14 protein-coding genes are annotated in these 16,606 nt (G+C 59.3%); 11 read left to right on the top strand and 3 right to left on the bottom strand.

The annotated features are described in order from the left end of the window. Window positions 1–24 precede the first annotated feature (24 nt). The 5 genes from abc-f to JJD66_RS00320 all read left to right on the top strand — a co-directional run bounded on the left by abc-f (window position 25) and on the right by JJD66_RS00320 (window position 5,783). Window positions 25–1,935: a ribosomal protection-like ABC-F family protein gene (gene abc-f, locus JJD66_RS00340; RefSeq protein ID WP_014720438.1), complete on the top strand. Its 1,911-nt coding sequence runs from the start codon at window positions 25–27 to the stop codon at window positions 1,933–1,935. Continuing rightward, window positions 1,935–2,507: a mechanosensitive ion channel family protein gene (locus JJD66_RS00335; protein WP_105228934.1), complete on the top strand. Its 573-nt coding sequence runs from the start codon at window positions 1,935–1,937 to the stop codon at window positions 2,505–2,507. The genes abc-f and JJD66_RS00335 overlap by 1 nt, the downstream gene beginning before the upstream one ends. Before the next feature lie 88 nt (window positions 2,508–2,595). Continuing rightward, a complete protein-coding gene (locus JJD66_RS00330) occupies window positions 2,596–3,228 on the top strand; it encodes a LysE family transporter (RefSeq protein WP_003195369.1) in 633 nt (210 codons plus the stop codon). Window positions 3,229–3,430: 202 nt separating this feature from the next. Beyond that, entirely contained in the window at window positions 3,431–5,326 is a 1,896-nt protein-coding gene (locus JJD66_RS00325) for an FTR1 family protein (protein ID WP_200647395.1), read from the top strand. A gap of 1 nt (window position 5,327) precedes the next feature. Further along, window positions 5,328–5,783 (top strand): YaiI/YqxD family protein, encoded by a 456-nt coding sequence (locus JJD66_RS00320; protein ID WP_105228932.1) that lies wholly within the window; start codon window positions 5,328–5,330, stop codon window positions 5,781–5,783. A 146-nt stretch (window positions 5,784–5,929) separates the two neighbouring features. On the opposite strand, the gene elbB is transcribed toward JJD66_RS00320, so the two are convergent. Further along, window positions 5,930–6,595, bottom strand: a complete 666-nt coding sequence (gene elbB, locus JJD66_RS00315; RefSeq protein WP_034129031.1) for an isoprenoid biosynthesis glyoxalase ElbB — start codon at window positions 6,593–6,595, stop codon at window positions 5,930–5,932. 115 nt (window positions 6,596–6,710) lie between these two features. Between elbB and JJD66_RS00310 the strand changes: the two genes are divergently transcribed. Continuing rightward, window positions 6,711–7,946, top strand: coding sequence for a sterol desaturase family protein (locus tag JJD66_RS00310; protein WP_198715841.1), 1,236 nt, complete (start codon window positions 6,711–6,713; stop codon window positions 7,944–7,946). On the opposite strand, the gene JJD66_RS00305 is transcribed toward JJD66_RS00310, so the two are convergent. Then, a complete protein-coding gene (locus JJD66_RS00305) occupies window positions 7,927–8,562 on the bottom strand; it encodes a DedA family protein (protein ID WP_105228929.1) in 636 nt (211 codons plus the stop codon). The two genes, JJD66_RS00310 and JJD66_RS00305, sit on opposite strands and share 20 nt — an antisense overlap. Before the next feature lie 208 nt (window positions 8,563–8,770). On the opposite strand from JJD66_RS00305, the gene hemB reads away from it, so the two are divergent. Together hemB and ppk1 are read left to right on the top strand one after the other, a co-directional pair. After that, entirely contained in the window at window positions 8,771–9,784 is a 1,014-nt protein-coding gene (gene hemB / locus JJD66_RS00300) for a porphobilinogen synthase (RefSeq protein ID WP_057975313.1), read from the top strand. Between the two features lie 18 nt (window positions 9,785–9,802). Next, window positions 9,803–12,025, top strand: coding sequence for a polyphosphate kinase 1 (gene ppk1, locus JJD66_RS00295; RefSeq protein WP_054896006.1), 2,223 nt, complete (start codon window positions 9,803–9,805; stop codon window positions 12,023–12,025). Between the two features lie 77 nt (window positions 12,026–12,102). Here the strand turns inward: ppk1 and ppx are convergent, their stop codons facing one another. Beyond that, window positions 12,103–13,605, bottom strand: a complete 1,503-nt coding sequence (gene ppx, locus JJD66_RS00290; protein WP_003195352.1) for an exopolyphosphatase — start codon at window positions 13,603–13,605, stop codon at window positions 12,103–12,105. Between the two features lie 755 nt (window positions 13,606–14,360). Between ppx and JJD66_RS00285 the strand changes: the two genes are divergently transcribed. The 3 genes from JJD66_RS00285 (at window position 14,361) to JJD66_RS00275 (ending at window position 16,602) form a co-directional block, all read left to right on the top strand. Continuing rightward, window positions 14,361–15,020 (top strand): DUF1120 domain-containing protein, encoded by a 660-nt coding sequence (locus tag JJD66_RS00285; protein ID WP_200647394.1) that lies wholly within the window; start codon window positions 14,361–14,363, stop codon window positions 15,018–15,020. A 115-nt stretch (window positions 15,021–15,135) separates the two neighbouring features. Further along, complete coding sequence (locus tag JJD66_RS00280) at window positions 15,136–15,795, top strand: DUF1120 domain-containing protein (RefSeq protein WP_157717968.1); 660 nt, start codon at window positions 15,136–15,138, stop codon at window positions 15,793–15,795. 105 nt (window positions 15,796–15,900) lie between these two features. After that, complete coding sequence (locus tag JJD66_RS00275; RefSeq protein WP_081095710.1) at window positions 15,901–16,602, top strand: fimbria/pilus chaperone family protein; 702 nt, start codon at window positions 15,901–15,903, stop codon at window positions 16,600–16,602. Window positions 16,603–16,606 lie beyond the last annotated feature (4 nt).

Genomic DNA, 16,606 nt, shown 5'->3' with positions numbered 1-16,606 from the left:
AAGCTGGTAGACTCCGCCGCCATTATGATCCGACTTCAAAGCCTAACATTACAGCGTGGCCCGCAACGTCTTCTTGAAGACGCCGAGCTGACCCTGCACGCCGGTCACAAAGCCGGCCTGATCGGTGCCAACGGCGCCGGCAAATCCACGTTGTTCGCCTTGTTGCTGGGTGAGCTGACCCCGGATTCGGGGGACTGCCTGCTGCCGGCCGACTGGCGCATTGCCCATATGCGCCAGGAGATCGACACCCTGGACCGTATCGCCATCGACTACGTGCTCGATGGCGACCTGCGCCTGCGCCAGGTGCAGCACGATCTGGCTGAGGCCGAAAAAGCCCAGGACGGTGCCGCACAGGCGCGCCTGCACTCGGAGCTGGACAGCGCCGACGGCTATACCGCCGACGCCCGTGCTCGCAAGATGCTCGCTGGCCTTGGGTTTACCAACGAACAGATGGACCGTCCGGTCGCCGACTTCTCCGGTGGCTGGCGTATGCGTCTGAACCTGGCCCAAGCGCTGATGTGCCCCTCGGACCTGTTGCTGCTCGACGAGCCGACCAACCACTTGGATCTCGATGCGATCCTGTGGCTGGAAGACTTCCTCAAGAGTTACCAGGGCACCTTGCTGCTGATTTCCCACGACCGGGATTTCCTCGACGCCGTGGTCGATAACATCGCCCATGTCGAACAGAAGAAAATCACTCTGTACCGTGGCGGCTATACCGCGTTCGAACGCGCTCGCGCCGAACGCCTGGCCCAGCAGCAACAGGCCTTTGAAAAGCAACAGGCGCAACGTGCGCACATGGAAAGCTACATCGCAAGGTTCAAGGCCCAGGCCACCAAGGCCCGCCAGGCCCAGAGCCGGATCAAGGCCCTGGAGCGCATGGAAGAGCTGTCGGCGGCCCACGTCGATTCGCCGTTCGACTTTGTCTTCCGTGAGTCGGTGAAGATCTCCAGCCCGCTGTTGGACCTCTCGGATGCTCGCCTGGGCTATGGCGACAAAACCATCCTGGAGAAGGTCAAGCTGCAGCTTACGCCGGGCGCACGCATCGGTTTGCTCGGCCCGAACGGCGCAGGCAAGTCGACACTGATCAAGAACCTTTCGGGTGAGCTTGAGCCGCTGGCCGGCCGCCTGACCCGTGGCGAGAACACGGTGGTGGGTTACTTCGCCCAGCACCAACTGGACTCCCTGGACGCCAAGGCAAGCCCACTGTTGCACCTGCAACGCCTGGCGCCGACAGAGCGCGAGCAAACCCTGCGCGACTTCCTCGGCGGTTTCGACTTCCGTGGCGCGCGCATTGACGAACCTGTGCTGAATTTCTCCGGTGGCGAAAAAGCCCGACTGGCCCTGGCCCTGATCGCGTGGGATCGCCCGAACCTGTTGCTGCTCGACGAACCGACCAACCACTTGGACCTGGAAATGCGCCTGGCGCTGACCATGGCCCTGCAGGAATTCAGCGGTGCGGTATTGGTGGTGTCTCACGACCGTCACCTGCTCAAGAGCACTACCGACAATTTCCTGCTGGTGGCCGACGGCAAGGTCGAAGAGTTCGACGGCGACCTGGACGACTACGCGCGCTGGCTGACGGAATACCGTCTGCGCAATGCGCCGGCCAGCAACACGCCGGTCAACCCGGACAAGACCGACAAGAAAGCCCAGCGCCAGGCCGCCGCCGCGCTGCGCCAGCAGTTGGCGCCGCACAAGCGTGAGGCCGACAAGCTGGAAGCCGAACTGGGCAAGGTGCATGAGCGCCTGGCCAAGATCGAAGCCAGCCTGGGCGACAGCGCCGTGTACGAGGCGGCGCGCAAGGACGAGCTGCGTGACCTGCTGGCCGAACAGGCCAAGCTCAAGGTGCGCGAGGGGCAATTGGAGGAAACCTGGATGGAGGCCCTCGAATTGCTCGAAACCCTGCAAGCGGAGCTGGAGGCGCTGTCCTGATGGAAGCGTTGCAATTGCCAGTACCGGTGCAATGGATCGAGCCCATCTGGATTGGCGTGCAAATCCTGCTGATCCTGCTGGCCGGCTACCTGGCCCAGCGCTTTGTCGCCAAAGGCCTGACACGCCTGGGTGAGCGCTACCCGTTTCCGCCGCAATTGTTGATGCCCCTGCGCGGTGGCTTGCGCTGGCTGATCATGGGCAGTGCACTGATCTTTGTATTGGGCCGCCTGGGTGTGTCGGCCACGGTGTTGTGGACGGCCCTGTCCGGCTTTGTCGCGGTGGCGGCCGTGGCGTTCTTCGCCATGTGGTCGGTGCTGTCCAACTTGCTGTGCGCGATCCTGATCTTTACCGTCGGGCCGTTTCGCCTGGGTGATATCGTCGAGTTGGTGGACACCGTCGACAAGCCGGGCGTGAAGGGCCGAGTCGTGGCGATCAACTTGCTCTACACCACGCTGATCGAAGTCGAGGAAGCCGGGACCAACAGCGCGATGGTGCAGGTGCCCAATAGTCTGTTCTTCCAGCGTTCGGTGCGACGTTGGCCGGGAACCCACGTATTTCCGGGCGACCGCTAGCGTTTACATCTTGTAAATATCTATAGCCAGCCTTTGGTCGCTGGAGTTAGCTTAAGGCACAACCGCTAACTCCCTTACGAGGTGTGCAATGGCTCTCGATACATGGCTGGCCTTTTTCCTGGCCAGTTGGATCATCTCCCTTTCTCCTGGCGCCGGTGCCATCGCCTCGATGTCTAGCGGCCTACAGTACGGTTTTGTGCGTGGCTACTGGAACGCCATCGGCCTGCAACTTGGCCTGGCGATGCAGATTGCTGTGGTCGCCGGTGGTTTGGGGGCCATTCTGGCGGCCTCGTCTACTGCGTTCTATGCGATCAAATGGTTCGGCGTGGCCTACCTTGTGTACCTGGCCATCAAGCAATGGCGCGCGTTGCCCATGGACATGACCGATGACGCCGCCGTACGCCCGATAGGCAAACCGATGGCGATGATGTTCCGCGGCTTTCTGGTCAACGCCAGCAACCCCAAGGCGCTGGTATTCATGCTGGCGGTGCTGCCGCAGTTCGTGAACCCGCAGGCGCCGTTGTTGGTCCAGTACCTGATTCTCGGTGCAACCATGATCAGCGTCGATATGATCGTGATGGCGGGCTACACAGGTTTGGCCTCGAAAGTCTTGCGCCTGTTGCGTACGCCTAAACAACAGAAACGTGTAAACCGCACCTTTGCTGGCTTGTTTGTCGGCGCTGCCGGTTTCCTTGCCAGCCTGCATCGCGCCACGGCCTGACCAAGCGACTGGCTCAAAAATGTGGGAGCGGGCTTGCTCGCGAATACGGTATATCAGTCAAAGAAAATAGTGACTGAAGCACCGCATTCGCGAGCAAGCCCGCTCCCATATTGGTTTTAGGGTGATATGAAATAACACCTTGAGTCGAATCCATTAAAGCTCAACAATAGTGTTACTTCGTATTTCCACTTGAGATTCATTCATGACCGCCCCTTTCCGCTTTCTCGCCTGGCTGCTGTTGCCGGCATTGCTGTCGTGCAGCCTCAATCTGTCGGCCGCGACCGCCGAGGGCGCGCCGCAAGCCCTGCATTTGCTCGACTACATTGGCGCCGACTACCCACCGACGGTAGAGGCGGGCAAGGTGGTGGATGACTCTGAATACCGTGAACAAGTGGAGTTTCTCGGGGTGTTGCAGGGGCTGGTGGCTGATTTGCCAGACAAACCCGAGCGCGCCGAGCTGATAAAGGGCGTTGATGAACTGCTGGCCGCGGTCACTGCCCACCAGGACGGCGCGAGCGTTGCCCGCCAGGCTCGTCAATTGGGTGCCAAGCTGGCCGTGGCGTATGAAGTCAGCCAGGCGCCGGCCATCACGCCGGACCCGACGCGCGGCGCGCCGCTCTACGCCCAGCATTGTTCCGTGTGCCACGGCACAGCGGGCGCCGGCGATGGCCCGGCAGGCATGGGCATGACGCCGCCCCCCGCTAACCTGCGCGATGCAACGCGCCTGGACCGCCTGAGCCTCTACGCGATCTACAACACCCTCGGCCTGGGCGTTGAAGGCACCGACATGCCGTCGTTCGCTGACCAACTGGACGACCGCCAGCGTTGGGACCTGGCAACCTATATCGCCGGCTTCACGGCCGACCCGGCCGCTGCCAAAGGCGAGCAGACGTTCAACCTTGCCGACCTGGCGCGCCAGACCCCCAATGAAGTGCTCGCCGCTGACGGCCCTGGCGCTGCGGCGACGTTCCGCGCCCAGCGTGCACAGCCGCCGCAGGTTCAGCGTGGCCCCGCGCAGTTGCTCGACTACACTGCCGCCACCCTGGACAAGAGCCTCGCGGCGTTCCGCAACGGCGACCACGAGCAGGCTTACGATCTATCCGTCGCTGCCTACCTGGAAGGCTTCGAGCTGGTGGAAAGCTCCCTGGATAACGTCGATGCCAATGTGCGCAAAGACACCGAGAAGGCCCTGATGGCCTATCGGCAATCGTTGCAGGACGGCTTGCCTATCGAGCAGGTGCAGCAGCGCTTGGATGCAGCCAAAGGCAAACTCACTGAATCGGCTGGTTTGCTGGGCGGCGATGGCCTGAGCTGGTCGTTGAGCTATATCTCCGGCTTGCTGATCCTGCTGCGTGAAGGCCTGGAAGCGATTCTGGTGCTGGCCGCGATCCTCGCCTTCCTGCGTAACACCGGCCAGCAATCGGCGGTGCGCAGCGTCAACGTCGGCTGGGGCCTGGCGCTGTTGGCAGGTTTGGGTACCTGGGCCTTGGCGGCCTATGTCATTGACGTCAGCGGCGCCCAGCGTGAGTTGCTTGAGGGCTGCACGGCGTTGTTTGCCAGTGTGATGGTGCTATGGCTCGGCGTGTGGATGCACGACCGGCGTCACGCGGCGGCTTGGCAGGACTACATCAAGAGCAGCCTGGTAGGCGGCGGTGGGCGTTTCGGTTTTGCCGTGCTGGCGTTCTTCTCGGTGTATCGCGAGCTGTTCGAAGTGATCCTGTTTTACGAAACCCTGTGGCTGCAGGCCGGCCCTGCCGGGCACAACGCGGTGCTGGCCGGTGGTGCCACGGCGCTGGTGCTGCTGGTGGGCCTGGCCTGGGTGATCCTGCGCGGTTCGGCGAAGTTGCCCCTGGCGCTGTTCTTCGGCATCAACGCCGCGTTGCTGTGTGCGCTGTCGGTGGTGTTCGCCGGGCACGGTGTGAAAGCCTTGCAGGAAGCGGGCATTTTCGGCACGCGGCCGGTGGCGTTCTTTGACTTCGACTGGCTGGGCATCCACGCCGATGCGTACTCGTTGGGGGCACAGGCCGTGGCGATCCTGGCGATTGTGGTGTTGTATGGCCGTAGCCGCCTGACCGAAAAGCGCCGGGCGGCGGCGTAGCATGCGCGTGTGGATCGACGCCGACGCCTGCCCTCGGGCGGCCAAGGACCAAGTGGTGAAGTTCGCTCTCAAGCGCCAGTTTGAGGTGGTACTGGTGGCAGGGCAAAGCCAGATCAAACCGAGCTTTGCCTGTGTGAAGTTGATCGTAGTGCCCAGCGGGCCGGATGCCGCAGATGATTACCTGGTGGAGCACGCCGTGCCTGGCGAACTGGTGATTTGCAGCGACGTGCCCTTGGCCGACCGCCTGGTGAAGAAGGGCGTGACGGCCCTTGACCCGCGTGGCAAGGAATTCAGCCCGGCGAACATGAGCGAGCGGTTGGCGGTGCGTAACCTGTTTACCGACCTGCGCGAGCAAGGCCAGATGGGCGGCGGCCCGCCGCCCCACAGCGAAAAGGACAAGCAGGCGTTTGCCAATGCGCTGGACCGAATCCTTACCCGCTTGATGAAGCCAGCCTGACCTGTGGCGAGGGAGCTTGCTCCCGCTGGGCTGCGTAGCAGCCCCAAAGCCGTCGTCAGTGTTTTATCTGAATCACCGCGTCAGCTTAGATGGGGTGGCTTCGCCACCCAGCGGGAGCAAGCTCCCTCGCCACAGCCGCATCCCCATCAGTCGTTCTCGTGGGTCAACTCCAGCACCCGATCCACCAGCTTGTTGATGCCGGACGCCACCTCGCTGATGTTCTTGCCCAGCATGTAGGCCGGTGTACTCACCAGCTTGCGCGCCTGGTCCTCGACGATGTCCTCCACGGTGCATTCGACGTGGGTGGCGCCCATCTTGTCCAGGGCTGCGGCGGTGCTGGCATCGTTGCCGATGGTGCAGGTCACGCCAGGGCCGTAGATCTTGGCGGCCAGGGCCGGCGAAATGCAGATCAAACCCACCGGCTTGCCCGCTTCGGCAAAGGCTTCAGCCAGTGCCAGTACCTGGGGGTTGATGCTGCAGCCGGCGCCTTCCACGGCAAAGTTCGACAGGTTCTTGGCCGCGCCAAAACCGCCCGGCACGATCAGCGCGTCAAAGTCTGCGGCGTTGGCTTGGCCAATATCCTTCACGGCGCCTCGAGCGATGCGCGCGGATTCCACCAGCACATTGCGCGATTCGGGCATTTCCTCGCCCGTGAGGTGGTTGATCACGTGCAACTGCGCTACGTCGGGTGCAAAGCATTCCACTTGAGCGCCGCGCTGGTCCAGGCGCAGCAGGGTGATCACGCTTTCATGGATCTCTGCGCCGTCGTACACGCCACAGCCGGAAAGGATCACTGCAATCTTTTTGCTCATGGGCATTTCTCCTGATTCATGGCGTTAAATGTCTACTAATTTGTAACCTCTTGCCAATGGGAACTCACGTCGCTGCACCTAATCTTGATGTAACAAAAATAGACCGGACTAGCCCATGGACTTTGTGCCTTACGCAGTACCGTTTTTTATTGCCCTGATCGTGGTGGAGTTGCTGGCCGACCGTTGGCGTGGCGTGCGCAACTACCGAGTGGCGGATGCCATCAACAGCCTTAGCACCGGAGTGCTGTCCACCACCACAGGCTTGCTCACCAAGGGCGTGGGCCTGCTGACATACGCGTTCGCCCTCAAGCACCTGGCGCTGTTCGAATTGTCGGCCCAGAGTGCCTGGACCTGGGTGTTTGCCTTTGTGTTCTATGACTTCTGCTACTACTGGCTGCACCGCATGGGTCATGAGCGCAACATCCTGTGGGCCGCGCATTCGGTGCATCACCAGAGCGAGGACTACAACCTCAGCACCGCTTTGCGCCAGACCAGCACCGGTTTCCTGCTGAGCTGGATCTTCTACTTGCCCCTGGCGGTGGTTGGTGTGCCGCTGGTGGTGTTTATCAGCGTGGCGTCGCTCAACCTGCTTTATCAATTCTGGGTCCATACACGCCATGTTCCCAAGCTTGGCTGGTTCGAATGGTTTTTCGTCACACCGTCCAATCATCGGGCCCACCATGCGCAGAACGCTCTCTACATGGATCGCAACTACGGCGGGGTGTTCATTATTTGGGACCGACTGTTCGGCACCTTCCAGGAGGAAGACGACAACGAACCGGTGATTTTCGGTGTGACCACACCCCTGGCCAGCTGGAACCCGCTGTGGGCCAACCTGCAGTTTTATGCGCAACTCTGGAGTGACGCCCGGCGTACTGAGCGTTGGTGGGACAAGCTGCGTATCTGGTTCATGCGCACCGGCTGGCGCCCGGCGGACGTCAAGGCCAAGTACCCGATGGCCAAGCCGGACCTGAGTCAGTTCCGCAAATTCGAGGTCCCGCTGGATGTGCGCCAACAGGTCTACATCGCCTTGCAGTTTGCGGCCTATGTAGGGTTTGGCAGTTATCTGATGAATTTCGGTGAGGGCTTGCCCTCCACGGCGCTGGTCCTTGGCTGGGGCACGATGGCGCTGGGGTTGTTTACCCTGGGCGTGGCGCTGGAGAATCGCCCATGGGCGCTGAAGGCCGAGCTGGCGCGCCTGGCGCTGAATGTTCCGTTGGTATGGCTGGCGCCGCTGGTGGGGTTGTGGCCCGCCAGCAACCTGGGCTGGCTGGGCCTGGCGAGTTACAGCCTGCTCAGCATCATCGGCCTCTACTGTTGCAGAAGCCGGCTTACTCGGCTGGTGTCTTAGGCGTTTCGACCGAGGCTGGCTCGTTAGCCAGCCGAGCCTTGGCCTCGGCACAGGCTTGGCGGGCGATGCGGGCATTCTTGAAGCGACGGCGCAGCCACAGGCCAAAGCCCAGCACCAGCAAGGCGCCCAATACCCACAACTCGTATTTCTTGACGCTGCCGAGCATCCCTTCCAGCACCGCGCCGAAGTGATAGGCTGCCGCCCCCAGTGCCGCGGCCCAGATCGCCGCGCCAATACCGTTCAGAACCAGGTAGCGCAACGGTGGGTAGCCGGACAGGCCAATCGCCACGGGCATCACCGTGCGCAAGCCGTATACGAAGCGGAAACTCAATACCCAGATATCCGGATGCTTGCGGATATGTTCCAGTGCCTTGTCGCCCATCAGTTGCCAGCGCGGTTTGCGCGCCAGCAACTTGCGGCCGTGCTTGCGCCCCATGTAGTACCAGAGCTGGTCGCCGGCGTAGCTGCCAAAAAAGGCAACGACCACCACCAGGTTGATATCCATGTAGCCACGGAACGCCAGGAAGCCTGCGAGTACAAGGATGGTCTCGCCTTCAAAGAACGTGCCGAGAAAGAGGGCAAAGTAGCCGAAGTCATGCAGAAATTGTTGAAGCATGGTCTAGGGTGCTGGCGAAATGAACGCGCAGCCTACGCCTTCACGAAGATTCATGAAAGTATCGAGATGTGTCACGAAGTGAACAATTCCTACGCAAATGACGAATGGGACTACAGGTCGTGTCGATAAGCACAACTGTCATTCATTCGTCATAATGGCCGCTTATAACTGCAACGCTCGCCCGTAAACACGGGCTCAGGAGTCTGTCGTGAGCTTTACCCCTGCCAATCGCCTGTTCCCCGCCACCCGTCTGCGTCGCAATCGTCGTGATGATTTTTCTCGTCGCCTGGTACGTGAAAATGTACTGACCACGAATGATCTGATCCTGCCGGTTTTCGTGCTCGACGGTGAAAATCGCCGGGAAGCGGTGGCGTCGATGCCGGGTGTGGAGCGTCTGACCATTGACCTGTTGCTTGAAGAGGCGGCGAAGTGGGTCGAATTGGGCATCCCGGCGCTGGCGCTGTTCCCGGTGACCCCGGCCGAACTCAAGACCCTGGACGCCGCCGAAGCCTGGAACCCCCAGGGGATTGCCCAGCGTGCCACCCGTGCCCTGCGCGAGCGTTTCCCGGAGCTGGGCGTGATCACCGACGTGGCCCTGGACCCTTTCACCACCCACGGCCAGGATGGCATTCTTGACGAAGACGGTTATGTTCAGAACGACATCACCGTCGATGCACTGGTTAAGCAGGCGTTGTCCCACGCGGCTGCGGGCGCCCAGGTGGTTGCACCGTCGGACATGATGGACGGGCGCATCCAGGCGATTCGCGAAGCCCTTGAGCTGGCCGGTCACGTCAATGTGCGGATCATGGCCTACTCGGCCAAATACGCCAGCGCCTACTACGGCCCATTCCGCGATGCGGTAGGCTCGGCGCTGAACCTGGGCAAGGCCAACAAGGCCTCGTACCAGATGGACCCGGCCAACAGCCAGGAAGCCCTGCACGAAGTGGCCGCCGACCTGGCCGAAGGCGCCGATATGGTGATGGTCAAGCCGGGGATGCCTTACCTGGACATTCTTTACCGGGTCAAAGAGGAATTCAAAGTGCCGACCTTTGTCTATCAGGTCAGCGGTGAATACGCCATGCACATGGCGGCAATCCAGAATGGTTGGTTGAGTGAAGGGGTGATCCTCGAATCCCTGACTGCCTTTAAACGTGCCGGCGCTGATGGCATTCTGACCTACTTCGCCGCCCGCGCCGCCCAATTGCTTAGAGAGCAACAATAGCCCTCACAGGAACACTCGATGAATACCGAAGGACTCTCAGAAGTTGCCGTAAAAGACGCTCACCCGGTGGTTGAACAAGTCGCCCAGACCCCGCCGGAGCTGGAGCCTGCACCGCCTGCGGTGGTGGCCGAAGCACCTGCGCCGGCGCCAGTGCCAGTGGTCACCAACCTGGATGACAGCAGCCTGTACATCCACCGCGAGTTGTCACAACTGCAATTCAACATCCGCGTGCTCGAGCAGGCGCTGGATGAGTCCTACCCCTTGCTGGAACGGCTGAAATTCCTGCTGATTTTCTCCAGCAACCTGGACGAGTTCTTCGAGATCCGTGTTGCCGGCCTCAAGAAGCAGATCACCTTCGCCCGTGAACAAGCCGGTGCCGACGGCCTGCAACCGCACCAGGCCCTGGCGCGCATCAGTGAGCTGGTACACGGCCATGTGGACCGCCAGTACGCGATCCTCAATGACATCCTGCTGCCGGAGCTGGAAAAGCATCAGGTCCGCTTCATTCGTCGTCGTCACTGGACCGCCAAGATCAAGACCTGGGTGCGCCGTTACTTCCGGGACGAGATTTCGCCGATCATCACGCCTATCGGCCTCGACCCGACGCACCCGTTCCCCTTGCTGGTGAACAAGAGCCTCAACTTCATCGTCGAACTCGAAGGTATCGACGCTTTCGGCCGCGATTCGGGCCTGGCGATCATTCCAGCGCCGCGTCTGTTGCCTCGGATCATCAAGGTACCGGAAGAGGTAGGGGGCGCTGGCGACAACTATGTATTCCTGTCGTCGATGATCCACGCGCACGCCGATGACCTGTTCCAGGGCATGAAGGTCAAGGGCTGCTACCAGTTCCGCCTGACTCGTAACGCCGACCTGGCGTTGGACTCCGAAGACGTCGAAGACTTGGCCCGTGCCCTGCGCGGCGAACTGTTCTCGCGGCGCTATGGCGATGCGGTGCGCCTGGAAGTGGCGGACACCTGCCCGAAACATCTGTCGGACTACCTGCTCAAGCAGTTCAACCTGGCCGAGTCGGAGCTGTACCAGGTCAACGGCCCTGTGAACCTGACGCGCCTGTTCAGCATCACCGGCTTGGACAGCCATCCTGAACTGCAATACAAGCCGTTCACCCCGCAGATCCCGAAACTTTTGCAAAACAGCGAGAACATCTTCAGCGTGGTGAGCAAGCAGGACATCCTGCTGCTGCACCCCTTCGAGTCGTTCACCCCGGTGGTCGACCTGTTGCGCCAGGCCGCCAAAGACCCGCATGTCCTGGCCGTGCGCCAGACTCTGTACCGCAGCGGTGCCAACTCGGAAATCGTCGATGCGCTGGTGGATGCGGCGCGTAATGGCAAGGAAGTCACCGCGGTGATCGAGTTGCGTGCGCGTTTCGACGAAGAGTCCAACCTGCAACTGGCCAGCCGCCTGCAAGCGGCCGGTGCGGTGGTGATCTACGGCGTGGTCGGCTTCAAGACCCATGCCAAGATGATGCTGATCCTGCGCCGTGAAGCCGGTGAGATCGTGCGCTACGCCCACTTGGGTACCGGCAACTATCACGCCGGCAACGCCAAGCTCTACACCGATTACAGCTTGCTGACGTCCGACGACGCGCTGTGCGAAGACGTCGGCAAGTTGTTCAGCCAGTTGATCGGCATGGGCAAGACTCTGCGCATGAAGAAGCTGTTGCACGCGCCGTTCACCCTCAAGAAGGGCATGCTCGACATGATTGCCCGCGAGACCCAGTTCGCTCTCGACGGTAAACCGGCGCACATCATCGCCAAGTTCAACTCGCTGACCGACCCGAAGATCATCCGCGCGCTGTACAAGGCCAGCCAGTCCGGTGTGCGCATCGACCTGGTGGTGCGTGGCATGTGCTGCCTGCGCCCCGGCATTGTGGGCGTGTCGCATAACATCCACGTGCGCTCGATCATCGGCCGCTTCCTGGAGCACACACGCGTGTTCTACTTCCTCAACGGCGGCGAAGAGCAGATGTTCCTCTCCAGTGCCGACTGGATGGAGCGCAACCTCGACAAGCGCGTGGAGACCTGCTTCCCGGTGGAAGGCAAGAAGCTGATCATGCGGGTCAAGAAGGAGCTGGAAAGCTACCTGACCGACAACACCCATAGCTGGAGCCTGCAGTCGGATGGGCGCTACGTGCGTAACACCCCGACCGGCAACCAGAACCCGCGCAGCGCGCAGGCGACGTTGCTGGAGAAGTTGGGTAGCCCGATTCTGACGGTGAACTAGCCCAGGCATACGCAATTCCATGTGGGAGCGGGCAAGCCCGCTCCCACATTTGTTTTGCAGAATGCTTTTAGATTTGCTTAGCGCAGGTTCAGGCTGAACCCTACCCGCGTCAGCCATTCCGCTTCCTGGGCGAAGTCCGCCTGGGTCAGCTGGTTTTCATCCAGCCAGCCTTTGGGGAACATCACTTCCAGGCTATCGCCATCGGCGTGCAGTTTGACCTGGGGCATTTCCTGGGTGCCGCGGATGTGGTGGAACAGGATTGCAAAGCGCAGCAGCGCACACAGGCGGATCAGCTTGATGCCGTCTTTACCGAACTCGGCAAACTTGTCCTTGGGAATATTGCGACGATGGCCGCGTACCAGCAGCGCGAGCATCTGTTGGTCTTCCCGGGAGAAACCGGCCAGGTCCGAGTGTTCGATCAGGTACGCGCCGTGCTTGTGATAATGGTAGTGGGCGATGTCCAGGCCGACTTCATGCACCTTGGCTGCCCAGCCGAGTAACTCGCGCCAGACGCCGTCCTCCAGGTCCCAGTCCTCGGCCACCTGGTCGAAGGCGTGCAAGGCTTTGCGCTCGACGCGGGCGGCTTGCTCCAGGTCGACGTGATAACGCTCCATCAGCGAGCTGAGGGTGCGCTCTCGCACGTCTTCATGGTGGTGCCGGCCCAGCAGGTCGTAGAGCACACCTTCGCGCAGGGCGCCGTCACAGTGGTCCATGCGTTGCAGTTCGAGGGCGTCAAAGATGGCTTCGAGAATCGCCAGGCCCGCAGGGAAAATGGCGCGACGGTCGGGCTTGATGCCGTCGAAGTCGATTTTCTCTGCATCCCCCAGCTTGAACAGCTTGCGCTTGAGCCACGCCAGGCCTTCGGCGTTCACCTCACCGGTGCCATGGCCACCGGCCTTCAAGGCCAGGCCAATGGCACGGATGGTGCCGGACGAGCCGATGGCTTCATCCCAGGTCAGGCGGTGCAAGGCATGTTCAATGCTCATGATTTCCAGGCGCGCTGCGGTGTAGGCCTGGGCATAACGCGCCGGGGTGATCTTGCCATCCTTGAAATAACGCTGGGTGAAGCTCACGCATCCCATCTGCAGGCTTTCACGCAGTAGCGGTTCGAAACGCTGGCCGATGATGAACTCGGTGCTGCCACCGCCAATGTCCGCCACCAGGCGTTTGCCGGGCGTGTCGGCAAGGGTGTGGGACACGCCGAGGTAGATCAGGCGTGCCTCTTCACGGCCCGAGATGACTTCCACCGGATGCCCGAGGATTTCCTCGGCGCGATGGATGAATTCGTTGCGGTTGCGCGCTTCGCGCAAGGCGTTGGTACCAACGATACGCACCGCGCCAGGGGGCATGCCGTTGATCAGTTGCGCGAAACGCTTGAGGCAATCGAGCCCGCGCTGCATGGATTCTTCATTGAGCTTGCGCTCGTCGTCGATCCCGGCGGCCAGTTGCACCTTCTCGCCGAGCCGCTCAAGGATGCGGATCTCGCCGTTCTGGGCCTTGGCCACGACCATATGAAAGCTGTTGGAGCCCAGGTCGATGGCGGCGATCAAGGACAGATTCTTGGCTTGGGATTGCGGCATGGTTTGGGGGTCTCGGTCGATAACCTCGCCATCGTGCCACGATCGACGGCTGGCGCCAACGCGTAGTGCCAGAGGAATTTTCCCCAATCACTCATCAGAAATTGTGAATGCCGCTTGTAGGAGGTGGTTGCGATAGCTGTGTTATTGGGTCAGGAGTCGCTGTAGTTCATAACTTGCAGTGTGCGTAATTTCTGGATGGTCAACTTAGTCCTACATGTGTATGCATATTTGTCTTGGTTTTTTGTGTTTGCTCCTACAGTAAACAATCTAAATGTGAGCCGTTTTCGCAGAGCTGTCTTACGTTGATTGAGGTATTTTTCCGGCTTAATTATTTATGTGTGGCGCCGATACTGCCGGTCGGCAATTAAGCCGTGGCGGTAATTATTTGTCGCTCAGGGCTTGTGCAAGGGGGTAGTTATGCGTGTGGGGTTAAACAAGTGAACACCTCACATCGCTGACTATAGGTGCTGTTTTTACATATTCAGGAAATTAAGGCGCTCAGATGAAGAGCAAAGTGTCAGTGCCGGCGGGACTGCTTCTGGCTGCTGTAGATTTAAGCGTCGAAGCAGCCAATCTACGAGTGAAGGGTATTAATGGCTCCGCCCGTTGCAGTTTAACACTATGAGTTCGATGGCAAGCAGCCTGCGCTAGAGCTGTGTTATTTCCGATAGTTGTTGTGTCGGCAGTTTTAGTGATGAGCGATATTGGTTTTTTGCTAGCGAATCCATTTCTATGTCTATGCAGGATGTAAGATCATGAAAGTAAAGTTTGTTTTGGTGGCAGGTATGGTGCTTTCGGTGGCTAGTCTGAGTGCTCAGGCCTCAGAGTTGCGCGTAAAGGGGGCCATTGTTCCTGCCAGTTGCAGTTTTACAATGACTAATGCTGTTTTCGATTATGGTGATATCCGGCCGTCGAGCCTAAGCGAAACTCAGTATACGCGTTTGACGGCGAAGTCTACGCCGTTCGCTGTTAAATGCGAGGGAACTGCACTCACTGCGGTTGGGCTCAAGGCAGTGGATAATCGTTCATCCAGCAAAGTGCCAGGTATCGTTAGCTCAATAGACCAAGGCTACACTGATAACTACAACTATGGATTGGGTGTGTCGTCCAAAGGACAAAAAATAGGGGGTTATGCCGTACATGTTCAAAACTCTATTGCTGATGGGCGAACCGTCCGTACATTGACTTCCGCAGACAATGGCAATACATGGACGAACTATCGAAGCAACGCGTTGGGTCAAGGCGGCGATGTCATTGCCTGGTGGGGTGGTTCAGGAGCGCAAACACCACTTAAGGTTAATTCGGTATCGGGGAATATTCAGATTATCACCTTTATTAATAAAAAGTCCGCGCTCGATGTGGGCAGTAAAATCGAGTTGGACGGTCACGCAACCTTGGAGCTTCGTTACCTCTAGGCTCCTATTCGTACTTCCTTGATCAGATAATTCGCATCGGTGTGTGGGGGATAGCGCAGGCCTAATAGTCATCGGGTTTGATCTGATATTTATCGTTATGTTGAGAGTGCTAAAAATGAATAAGACGATGTTTGTAATGAGTGTCGCGTGCTTGGCGTCCCTTGGTTTTCATGCTCAAGCTGCTGACCTGAGTGTGAAAGGAACGATTGCCCCCGTCAGCTGCAGTTTCACGATAACCAATTCGGTTTTTGACTACGGAAGAATTGACCCGAATTCCCTGAGTCCGACGCGTTATACACAGTTGGCTAAAAAGACAACGCCTTATTCGATCAAGTGTGCCAGCAATGTCAAGACAACGGTGGCGATCAGGGCGTCGGACAATCGTGCAAGCTCTCGAATTCCCGGCATGATGCTCAGTCTTTTTGGCAGTAATTATAAAGATATTTATAACTTCGGATTGGGTGCTACGTCCCAGGGGCAAAAGATTGGTGGGTATCTGATCCACCTACGTAATTCTGTGGCGGACGGTGTAGCGGTGGGGATTGTTGGTTCCGAGAATAATGGCGGATATTGGCATACGAATAGCACCCAAGCCGTCGGCCATACCTCCAACCTTACGGCTTGGCGGGCAGGCAATGTCTACGCACCTATCAAGCTTAATACAGTGGCAGGCCAAATTGAAGTGTTGCCTGTTATCAATAAAACGTCAGAGTTAAATATGAGTAATCAGATTAATCTGGACGGTCAGGCTACTTTAGAACTGCGCTATCTATAACTAGGTGCGGAAAGGGGCCGAGCAGAGCCACGCTTTATTAAGCGGGCTTTGTGTCGGCCAATATTTCTTTCGCAAAGCCTGTGCGCACAAGTGGGTAGTGAAGTGATGGTTAAAAGATTTCTTAAATCATGCTTGTTAATAGGTTTTTTCTTGCCGGCGGTGCTGTTCGCCGACGGTATGCGTCCTGATACCACCGTCATTGTGCTACATGAGGCAGAAGGTGAAGTCAGCATTAACGTCACCAATACGGATAGCAGTCCGGCACTGCTGCACTCGGTTATCGAGGATGTCCCGGAAGATACCGAGCAACTGATTGTTGTCACCCCACCGGTCACACGCGTGGATGCAGGAGAGCGTCAGATGGTGCGGTTTCTTTCAATAGGCACCGAACCACTCAAGACCCAGCGCCTGAAGCGTGTGTCCTTCGAAGGAATTCCTCAGGCACAACCTGGTTCCGGTGCGACCATTGGTATCAGCCTTCGGCAGAACCTTCCGCTGATCCTGCATCCCAAAGGCTTGCCAAAAAACGATGCGCCTTGGGAACTACTGACCTGGCATCTTCAGGCCAACGTCTTGAGTGTGCGCAACGACAGCCCCTACGTAGTTCGCTTGGCGGCAGACGTCCGTCTTAATCCGCAACGAGTGACGGCCAGCCTTGCTCGTACCTACGTGCTGCCTGGCGAAGTGTTGCAGGTGGCCTTGGACAAGCCTGTACCCGGTGCGACCTCGGTCACCCTCGAACCCGCGACCGTCTACGGCTTCGCTGTCGATAGCTACGATGCGCTGCTCATCACGAATGCGCCGTGACCGT

Source organism: Pseudomonas sp. MF6751 (genome assembly GCF_016613265.1).
Lineage (GTDB): Bacteria > Pseudomonadota > Gammaproteobacteria > Pseudomonadales > Pseudomonadaceae > Aquipseudomonas > Aquipseudomonas fluorescens_BV.
Note: the sequence above shows the minus strand (reverse complement) of the source record. Positions and strands in the feature narration are given on the sequence as shown.

Excerpts from the sequence above, each read along its gene's own strand:
- JJD66_RS00335 (WP_105228934.1), top strand. The coding sequence starts at position 1,935 with ATGGAAGCGTTGCAATTGCCAGTACCGGTGCAATGGATCGAGCCCATC.
- abc-f (WP_014720438.1), top strand. The coding sequence starts at position 25 with ATGATCCGACTTCAAAGCCTAACATTACAGCGTGGCCCGCAACGTCTT.
- ppk1 (WP_054896006.1), top strand. The coding sequence starts at position 9,803 with ATGAATACCGAAGGACTCTCAGAAGTTGCCGTAAAAGACGCTCACCCG.
- JJD66_RS00285 (WP_200647394.1), top strand. The coding sequence starts at position 14,361 with ATGAAAGTAAAGTTTGTTTTGGTGGCAGGTATGGTGCTTTCGGTGGCT.
- JJD66_RS00325 (WP_200647395.1), top strand. The coding sequence starts at position 3,431 with ATGACCGCCCCTTTCCGCTTTCTCGCCTGGCTGCTGTTGCCGGCATTG.
- JJD66_RS00330 (WP_003195369.1), top strand. The coding sequence starts at position 2,596 with ATGGCTCTCGATACATGGCTGGCCTTTTTCCTGGCCAGTTGGATCATC.
- JJD66_RS00305 (WP_105228929.1), bottom strand. The coding sequence starts at position 8,562 with ATGCTTCAACAATTTCTGCATGACTTCGGCTACTTTGCCCTCTTTCTC.
- JJD66_RS00275 (WP_081095710.1), top strand. The coding sequence starts at position 15,901 with ATGGTTAAAAGATTTCTTAAATCATGCTTGTTAATAGGTTTTTTCTTG.
- ppx (WP_003195352.1), bottom strand. The coding sequence starts at position 13,605 with ATGCCGCAATCCCAAGCCAAGAATCTGTCCTTGATCGCCGCCATCGAC.
- JJD66_RS00280 (WP_157717968.1), top strand. The coding sequence starts at position 15,136 with ATGAATAAGACGATGTTTGTAATGAGTGTCGCGTGCTTGGCGTCCCTT.
- JJD66_RS00320 (WP_105228932.1), top strand. The coding sequence starts at position 5,328 with ATGCGCGTGTGGATCGACGCCGACGCCTGCCCTCGGGCGGCCAAGGAC.
- JJD66_RS00310 (WP_198715841.1), top strand. The coding sequence starts at position 6,711 with ATGGACTTTGTGCCTTACGCAGTACCGTTTTTTATTGCCCTGATCGTG.
- elbB (WP_034129031.1), bottom strand. The coding sequence starts at position 6,595 with ATGAGCAAAAAGATTGCAGTGATCCTTTCCGGCTGTGGCGTGTACGAC.